Origin of the sequence: Pseudomonas sp. Sample_23, assembly GCF_004307595.1 — a bacterium.
In the GTDB taxonomy this organism is placed as follows: Bacteria; Pseudomonadota; Gammaproteobacteria; order Pseudomonadales; family Pseudomonadaceae; genus Aquipseudomonas; species Aquipseudomonas atacamensis.
In genome coordinates this window covers 89,701-97,983 of the sequence record NZ_RCNX01000083.1, presented here as the reverse complement: position 1 = coordinate 97,983, position 8,283 = coordinate 89,701, and the positions used below count along the sequence as shown (strand labels likewise).

At 60.7% G+C, this 8,283-nt stretch carries 9 protein-coding genes; 6 read left to right on the top strand and 3 right to left on the bottom strand.

The genetic code is table 11. From position 1 onward, the window contains the following. Window positions 1–156: 156 nt before the first annotated feature. Window positions 157–687 carry a ferritin-like domain-containing protein gene (locus D8U82_RS20500; RefSeq protein ID WP_016771904.1) on the bottom strand — a complete coding sequence of 177 codons (531 nt, stop codon included), beginning with the start codon at window positions 685–687 and terminating at the stop codon, window positions 157–159. A gap of 254 nt (window positions 688–941) precedes the next feature. On the opposite strand from D8U82_RS20500, the gene D8U82_RS20495 reads away from it, so the two are divergent. After that, window positions 942–1,820, top strand: a complete 879-nt coding sequence (locus tag D8U82_RS20495; RefSeq protein ID WP_071174258.1) for a triacylglycerol lipase — start codon at window positions 942–944, stop codon at window positions 1,818–1,820. Between the two features lie 96 nt (window positions 1,821–1,916). On the opposite strand, the gene D8U82_RS20490 is transcribed toward D8U82_RS20495, so the two are convergent. After that, window positions 1,917–2,804 (bottom strand): DMT family transporter, encoded by an 888-nt coding sequence (locus D8U82_RS20490; RefSeq protein ID WP_130902858.1) that lies wholly within the window; start codon window positions 2,802–2,804, stop codon window positions 1,917–1,919. A 97-nt stretch (window positions 2,805–2,901) separates the two neighbouring features. Between D8U82_RS20490 and D8U82_RS20485 the strand changes: the two genes are divergently transcribed. The 3 genes from D8U82_RS20485 to D8U82_RS20475 all read left to right on the top strand — a co-directional run bounded on the left by D8U82_RS20485 (window position 2,902) and on the right by D8U82_RS20475 (window position 5,284). Continuing rightward, window positions 2,902–3,696 (top strand): helix-turn-helix transcriptional regulator, encoded by a 795-nt coding sequence (locus tag D8U82_RS20485; protein ID WP_130888331.1) that lies wholly within the window; start codon window positions 2,902–2,904, stop codon window positions 3,694–3,696. A 63-nt stretch (window positions 3,697–3,759) separates the two neighbouring features. Beyond that, entirely contained in the window at window positions 3,760–4,065 is a 306-nt protein-coding gene (locus D8U82_RS20480; RefSeq protein ID WP_016771900.1) for a PsiF family protein, read from the top strand. Between the two features lie 205 nt (window positions 4,066–4,270). Next, on the top strand, window positions 4,271–5,284 hold the full coding sequence (locus tag D8U82_RS20475) for a membrane protein (RefSeq protein ID WP_016771899.1): 1,014 nt from the start codon (window positions 4,271–4,273) through the stop codon (window positions 5,282–5,284). 115 nt (window positions 5,285–5,399) lie between these two features. Here D8U82_RS20475 and D8U82_RS20470 read toward each other — a convergent pair whose 3' ends face one another. After that, entirely contained in the window at window positions 5,400–6,668 is a 1,269-nt protein-coding gene (locus D8U82_RS20470) for an Hsp70 family protein (protein ID WP_122699771.1), read from the bottom strand. A 290-nt stretch (window positions 6,669–6,958) separates the two neighbouring features. Here D8U82_RS20470 and D8U82_RS20465 point away from each other — a divergent pair, with 290 nt between their 5' ends. Together D8U82_RS20465 and D8U82_RS20460 are read left to right on the top strand one after the other, a co-directional pair. Next, the gene (locus D8U82_RS20465) at window positions 6,959–7,903 is read left to right on the top strand and encodes a DnaJ C-terminal domain-containing protein (RefSeq protein WP_024011397.1); all 945 of its coding nucleotides are present in this window, start codon (window positions 6,959–6,961) and stop codon (window positions 7,901–7,903) included. 23 nt (window positions 7,904–7,926) lie between these two features. Next, on the top strand, window positions 7,927–8,232 hold the full coding sequence (locus D8U82_RS20460) for a chaperone modulator CbpM (RefSeq protein WP_122610385.1): 306 nt from the start codon (window positions 7,927–7,929) through the stop codon (window positions 8,230–8,232). Window positions 8,233–8,283: the final 51 nt, after the last annotated feature.

The window sequence follows — 8,283 nt, the reverse complement described above, 5'->3', positions numbered from 1 at the left end:
GCTGGAACAGATGAAGCAGGGCAAGGCGCCGGTGACCGTTAAACCCAGCAAGTAAGCAGGGCAGATCAAAAGATCGCAGCCTTCGGCAGCTCCTACATTTGGAATGCGTTCCCCCTGTAGGAGCTGCCGAAGGCTGCGATCTTTTGCTGTTAAGGGTTACAGATCGTTAAGGATATCCGCCATGTCGTCGGCGTGTTCTTCTTCCTGGGCGAGGATGTCTTCGAAGATGCGGCGGGTGGTCGGGTCCTTGTCACCGATGTACTGAATGATTTCACGGTAGCTGTCGATGGCGATGCGCTCGGCCACCAGATCTTCGTAAACCATTTCCTTGAGTGTGTTGCCGGCCACGTATTGCGCGTGGGACATCTTGCTCAGCAGGTCAGGGTTGAACTCAGGCTCACCGCCCAGTTGCACGATCCGCTCGGCGAGACGATCGGCGTGCTCGGCTTCCTGGTTGGCGTGCTCGAGAAATTCGTCGGCGGCGACGTTGGCTTTCAGGCCGTTGGCCATGAAGTAGTGGCGCTTGTAGCGCAAGGTGCACACCAGTTCGGTGGCCAGCGACTCATTGAGCAAACGCAGGATTTCTTCACGGTTGGCGTTGTAACCCTCGGTGACCGCGCCGTTTTCCACGTGTTGCCGCGCGCGTTCGCGCAGGGTTTGAACATCAGACAAATGCACGTCACTCATTTCATTCTCCTGGAGGCTAATCCGATAGGCGCCACGTTCTGAAGACGCGGTCGCTACTCAGGGTGTGAGTCTTGAGCGAAGCGAAAAGTTTTATGCGATTTACGCCGGACTCGGTTCAGGAACTGCTGAGGACTGCGATGTCGGCAGGGTCAGAGCTGGAATAGGCTTATCGTTGAGTTGTCATCGTCGAGGAGGATGCTTGGCGAGCGTCTTGCACGTCTGGCCTCCACCCACCGCGCACAAGGATGTAACCCATGTCGACACGTTATCCACTGGTGCTGGTGCCGGGCATGCTCGGCTTTGTCCGGCTGGTGCTTTATCCGTATTGGTTCGGCATCATCAAGGCCTTGCGCCGTGGTGGTGCGACGGTGGTCGCGGTGCAGGTTTCGCCACTCAATTCCACGGAAGTGCGCGGCGAGCAGTTGCTTACGCGGATCGAGGAAATTCTCCGCGAGACAGGGGCGCCGAAGGTCAATCTGTTCGGTCACAGTCAGGGCGCGTTGACCGCGCGCTATGCGGCGGCGCAGCGTCCGGATCTGGTCGCCTCGGTAACATCGGTGGCCGGGCCGAATCACGGCTCCGAACTGGCCGATTATCTGGAAAAGCACTATCCCGCCAACAGCGCCAAGGGCCGCTTGCTCGAAGCGTTGCTGCGCCTGATCGGCTGGGTCATGGCATTGCTCGACACGGGTTACCACGGGCCGAAACTGCCGGTGGATATCCACGCTTCCCACCAATCGCTGACGACTGCGGGCGTTGCATTATTCAATCAGCGTTATCCACAAGGGCTGCCGGAGGTCTGGGGAGGGCAGGGGCCGGAAGAGGTCAACGGTGTGCGCTATTACTCCTGGTCAGGGACGCTGCAACCGGGCAAGACCGATCGTGGCGGCAATCTTCTTGACGGCACCAACCGCAGTTGTCGCTTGTTTGCCAGGACCTTCGTCCGTGAGCCGGGGCAGTGCGATGGCATGGTCGGCCGTTACAGCTCGCATCTGGGCACGGTGATCGGTGATGACTATCCGCTGGATCATTTCGACATCGTCAATCAGTCGCTGGGACTGGTGGGCAAAGGCGCAGATCCGGTAAGGCTGTTTGTCGAGCATGCGGCGCGGCTGGAGGCTGCAGGGTTATAGCCAAACAGACCGCGTCATCGTTCTTCGCGAGCAGGCTCGCTCCCACAGGTGTCTGCATTTCAACGTGGGAGCGAGCCTGCTCGCGAAGGGGCCTTATCAGGCAACGCCGATCCGCCGGCCCAACACCATGGTCCAGCGCTCCGACAAAACCACCCCGCCCAAGGTCAGCAACCCGCCCACCAGGTGATACATCGCCAACTGTTCCTTCAACACCACTGCTGCAATCAGCGCGGTAATCAATGGCAGCAGATTGAAAAACAGCGTCGTCCGGCTCGGCCCCAGTCGCTGCACCGCCTGCATCCACGCCAGCGGCGCGACCATCGAAGCCAGCAGGCATGCATACAGCACCAGCGGCACGTTCTGCAGATTCAAACCGGTCTTCGGCGAAACAGCGAACAACGGAAACAACACCACAATCGCCACCAGCACCTGCAAGTACAGCAGCACCAGCGGCGGCAGGCGCAGTTGCCATTTTTTCAGCAGCGTGCTGTAAACCGCATAGGCCAGCGTTGCGATCAGCATCATCGCATCGCCCAGATTGACCCCGTGTTGCAGCAGCGCTCCGAGGCTGCCGGATGACACCACCACCAGCACGCCAGCGAACGACAGCACCGCACCGACCAAGGCACCAGCGGTCAGGCGCTGGCCGAGGCTGATGATCGCCATGGCCAGCGACATCAATGGCATCAACGACAGGATGATGCCCATGTTGGTCGCGGTGGTCAGTGTTGCGGCGAAATAGGCGAGGCTCTGATACACCGCCATGCCGAGCACGCCGAGGATGGAAATCCGCCCTAGGTTCGGCCGAATCTGCGGCCAGTGGGCGATGACTTTCTTCAGCATGAATGGCGTGAACAGCACGCCGGCCAGCAGCCAGCGATAGAAACCGATCTCGGCGGGGAAGATCACGCCGACCGCCAGTTTGTTGATCACGGTGTTGCCGGCCCAGATGAAAATCGCCAGCAGGGGAAACGCGTATTGCATGGGACAAAAACCAGAACGTTGATGAAGCGCGATTATCGCCTGTCTGGATGCAGGCCTATACTGCGAACCGGACAACCTGCCTCTGCATCCGGACAGCATGAACAGCAAACACATCGATCTGCTCGATTTCAGCGAATTGCCGTCAGCGGTGTATTTCCGCTACGCCGATTTCAATGCCCACGAATATGCCGCGCCGCATCGCCATCCTTGGGGCACGCTGGAATACGCGGCCCATGGCGTGTTGCACATGGATGTCGACGGCAGCCGCTTCATGTCGCCGCCGCAGTACGCCGTGTGGGTGCCGCCCGAGGTCGAGCACAGTTTCTACAGCCATCAGCCGGTCAACTACCGCGCGGTGTGTCTTGATCCAAGCGTTTGCACACGATTGCCGGCGCGGGCCTGCACCTTGGCGATCAGTGACATTCTCAAGGCGATTCTCAAGGACTTCGCCGCCCGCGATGTGAAGATCCCCGAGCATGAAGCCGATCAGCGTCTGGCCCAGGTACTGGTCGATCAACTGCAACAGGCACCGGTGCAGGAATGTTACCTGCCGTATGCGAGCAGCCCGGGCTTGCTGACGGTTCTCGACGCCTTGCAGGCCGCGCCGGGCGACAACCAACCGTTGGCGCATTGGGCCGCGCAAGTGCATGTCAGCGAGCGCACCCTGGCCCGGCAGTTTGTCCGCGAGCTGGGCATGAGCTTTGGCGAATGGCGTCAGCGCTTGCGTTATCTGGCGGCGATCGAGGCGCTGGAAACCTCGCGTTCGGTGCAGGAAATCGCTTTCGACCTCGGCTACAGCAGCGGCTCGGCGTTCATCGCCATGTTCGCCCGCCAGGCCGGGTGCACGCCGGAGCAGTATCGGCGCAGCCACCTCGAGGGCAGGAAGGTGTAACAAGCTTTGACTACACTGCGACAGAGGCCGCATCCATCGGTGCGGCAACAAGGAGAAAACTCCATGAAGATGTTGCGTGTGCCGTTGTTGATGATCGGGCTGCTTGTGTGTTCCCAGGGTTTCGCCGCCACGGCGCAACAGAACAAGATGACCACCTGCAATGCCGATGCGACCGCCAAGAGCTTGAAGGGCGACGAGCGCAAGGCGTTCATGAGCACCTGCCTGAAAGCGGCACCAGCGGCCAACGATGGCAAGGAGCTGACCCCGCAGCAGCAGAAGATGACCACCTGCAATGCCGACGCGAAAACCAAAGCGCTGACCGGCGATGCGCGCAAGGCGTTCATGAGTGAGTGTCTGAAGAAAAAGTGAAACGGTAAAATAATGTGGTGAGCTTGCCGGCCTCTTCGCGAGCAGGCTCGCTCCCACATTTGAAATGCATTCCCCTGTGGGAGCGAGCCTGCTCGCGAAAGCGTCGGTGAATACACCGCCAATCCCACGCCCCGCATATCCCTAGTGCTAACCCCGGATCGCTGGCAGACTGCCCATCCTTTCACGCCGTTCGTTTTGAGGCTGTATGCCAACGTTTTCTCAGCGTCATGTTGTGTTCTGGGTCAGTTGCATCATCATTTTTGGCGGTTTGCTGTTGGTGCTGCCGCTGCGCCTGTTGCCGAGCCTGCTGGCCGGGTTGCTGGTGTTCGAGCTGGTGAACATGCTCACCCCGCAACTGCAACGGCTGATCGAAGGGCGGCGTGCGCGCTGGTTGGCGGTGGCGCTGCTCGGCACGCTGGTAGTAAGTGCGCTGGCGCTGATCTTCGCCGGCGCCATCAGTTTCCTCCTGCATGAAGCGGAAAACCCCGGCGCCTCGCTCGATAAATTCATGGGCGTGGTCGATCGCGCGCGCGGACAGTTGCCGCCGTTCATCGACGCTTACCTGCCGGCCAGCGCGGCGGAATTTCGCGTGGCGATCGGCGAGTGGGCGAGCAAGCATCTGGCCGACCTGCAACTGGTCGGCAAGGACGCTGCGCACATGTTCGTCACCCTGCTGATCGGCATGGTGCTCGGCGCGATCATCGCCCTGCAGCGCATCCCCGACGTGACCAAGCGCAAGCCGTTGGCCGCCGCTTTGTTCGACCGTTTGCATCTGCTGGTGCAGGCGTTTCGCAATATTGTCTTCGCGCAGATCAAGATTTCCCTGCTCAACACCGTGTTCACCGGGATCTTCCTCGCTGTGATCCTGCCGATGTTCGGCATCAAGCTGCCGCTGACCAAAACCCTGATCGTGCTGACCTTCCTGCTCGGCCTGCTGCCGGTGATCGGCAACCTGATGTCGAATACGCTGATCACCATCGTCGGCCTGTCGCTGTCGATCTGGGTGGCGATCGCCGCGCTGGGCTACCTGATCGTTATCCACAAGCTCGAATACTTCCTCAACGCGCGCATTGTCGGCGGGCAGATCAGTGCCAAGTCGTGGGAGTTGCTTCTGGCGATGCTGGTGTTCGAAGCCGCGTTCGGCCTGCCGGGGGTGGTGGCGGGGCCGATTTATTACGCGTATCTGAAGAGTGAGTTGAAGCTCGGAGGAATGGTCTAGAAAAGCAGCTTCGAGTTGCAAGCTTCAAGCTGCAAGTTAAAGCAGAAGCGAGAGCCGCAGTGGCTTTTGCTTTTGCTCTTACTTGCAGCTTGCAGCTTAAAACTTGCGGCTGCCCCTAAACGCCATAGCGTTTGCGGGCTTCAATCGCCAAACCGCTACCAATGCTGCCAAAGATGTTGCCTTCGACATGCCGGGCGTTCGGCAGCATTGCCGAGACGCTGTTGCGCAGGGCCGGGATGCCGCTGGAGCCCCCAGTGAAGAACACCGTGTCGACCTGATCGACCGCCACGCCAGCGTCATTCAACAACTGCGTAACGCTGCCACGCACACGCTCCAGCAAGGCCTCGATCGCCGATTCGAACAGCGCGCGGCTCAGCTCGACGCTCAGCCCGGCTTCGATGCGGTCCAGCGGCACGTGGCGGCTGTCGGCGTGGGTCAGCTGGATCTTGGTTTCTTCCACTTCCATCGCCAGCCAGTGCCCGGCGCGCTGTTCGATCAGTTTGAACAGACGATCGATGCCGCCGGTGTCTTCGATGTCGTAGCGCATGCTGCCCAGCGCCAGCGTGGATTTCTGCGAGTACACCGAGTTGATCGTGTGCCAGGTCGCCAGGTTCATGTGGTGGCTGGTTGGCATGTACGCGCCGCTCTTCATGCGGCTGCCGTAGCCGAACAGCGGCATCAGGCCTTGCAGGCTGAGCTGTTTGTCGAAGTCGGTTCCGCCGATGTGCACGCCGCCAGTGGCGAGGATGTCGTCATGACGGTTGTCGACACCGCGACGCTCGGGCGACAGGCGCACCAGCGAAAAGTCGGAGGTACCACCGCCGATGTCGACGATCAGTACCAGCTCTTCTTTCTCGATGGTCGACTCGTAGTCGAATGCCGCCGCGATCGGCTCGTACTGGAACGACACATCTTTGAAACCGATTTTGCGCGCCACTTCGACCAGCGTGTCTTCGGCCTCCTGGTCAGCCAGCGGATCGTCGTCGACGAAGAACACCGGACGGCCCAGCACCACTTGCTCGAATTCCCGACCGGCGGCGGTTTCGGCGCGGCTCTTGAGCTGGCCGATGAACAGCCCGAGCAGGTCCTTGAACGGCATCGCCGTGCCGAGGACGCTGGTGTCGTGCTTGATCAGCTTGGAGCCGAGCAGGCTTTTCAACGAGCGCATCAGCCGGCCTTCGTAGCCTTCCAGATACTCATGCAGGGCCAGGCGACCGTAGACCGGGCGACGTTCCTCGATGTTGAAGAAGACCACCGACGGCAGGGTGATCTTGTCGTCTTCCAGCGCGATCATGGTGTCCATGCCGGGGCGCAGCCAGCCGACGGTGGAGTTGGACGTGCCGAAGTCGATGCCGCAGGCACGGGCTGGAGAGGCGTCTTTCATTTCTTTCGGATTCCGGTGAAAAAACGGCCGCGCAGTGTATGTCAGTGCGCGGCAGATTCGAAGGCCGGTCATCCGCTATTTCGCCGGCAGACAGCTTGAAAAGCGCCGCTTCGCCCCAAACTTGCTGGCATGGGCCGGCAGACACACCGGCGGTCGCAAGAACCGTCGTCCACTGCCGATAAACTTCTGCGGCGCCACCCGGTCACAAACTTGAGATCGGTCAACCCGGCACGTGCCAATCGGCGCATGCTGGTCTCGGCGCGAAATCGATAACGGATGGTGATCCTTCCATGGACTTCAAAGACTATTACAAGATACTCGGCGTGGAGCCGACAGCCGACGACAAGGCCATCAAGGCGGCCTATCGCAAGCTGGCGCGCAAATACCACCCCGATGTCAGCAAGGAAAAAGACGCCGAGGCCAAGTTCAAGGACGCCTCGGAAGCCTATGAAGCGCTGAAAAGCGCCGACAAGCGCGCCGAATACGACGAACTGCGCCGTTATGGCCAGCACGGTCAGCCGTTCCAGGGCCCGCCGGGCTGGCAGAGCCGCGGCGGCTTCGGCGGTGGCGGTGGCGACACGGGCGACTTCTCGGACTTCTTCAGTTCGATCTTCGGCAATCGCGGCCCCGGTTTCGGTGGCGCCGAGAGCCGCCAATCACGCGGACGCCGAGGGCAAGACGTGGAAATGGAACTGCCGGTCTTCCTCGAAGAAACCCTGTCGAACGAATCGAAGAAAGTCACCTTTCAGGTGCCGCAATACAATGCGCACGGCCAGCATGTCAGCAACACCAGCAAGAGCCTGAACGTGAAGATTCCGGCCGGCGTTACCGACGGCGAGCGGATTCGCCTGAAGGGCCAGGGCGCACCGGGCATCGGTGGCGGGGCGAATGGCGATCTGTACCTGACCATCCGTTTTGCGCCGCACCCGAAATTCGATGTCGAAGGCGAAAACCTGATCATCACCTTGCCCCTGGCTCCGTGGGAATTGGCATTGGGCACTGAAGTGGCCGTGCCGACCCTGACCGGCAAGATCAACCTCAAGGTCCCGGCCGGCAGCCAGAACGGCCAGCGCATGCGCGCCAAGGGCCACGGCCTGCTGAACAAGGCCGGCGAACGCGGTTATCTGTTCGTGCAGCTCAAGGCCGTGATGCCGAAAGCCTCCGACGATGAGGTCAAGGCGCTGTGGCAGGAACTGGCGAAGAAAGCCGCCTTCAATCCGCGAGAGAACTTCTGAACCCGACGACGGAGTAGCCCATCATGAGCAGCCCCCTGATCGTTCAACTGGACCTGGCAGAATTCTGTGAGGCGGCCGATTTGTCGGACGTCTACGTGATCGAAATCGTCGAGCACGGCATCCTCGAACCTCAGGGCGCGCAGCCCCGGGAATGGCGCTTCACCGACTACGAATTGGCCTTGGCGAAGCGCGCGGTGAAGCTGCGCCGTGATCTGGAGCTGGAGTGGGAAGGCGTGGCGCTGGCGCTGGATCTGCTGGATGAGGTGAAGCAGTTGCGCGCCGAGAACCGCATGTTGCGTCAACGGTTGGGGCGGCTGGTGGTCGAATAAGTTGTTTGAGGCGATGAGGTCTGTTTCGGCCTCATCGCGAGTCGGCCCGCT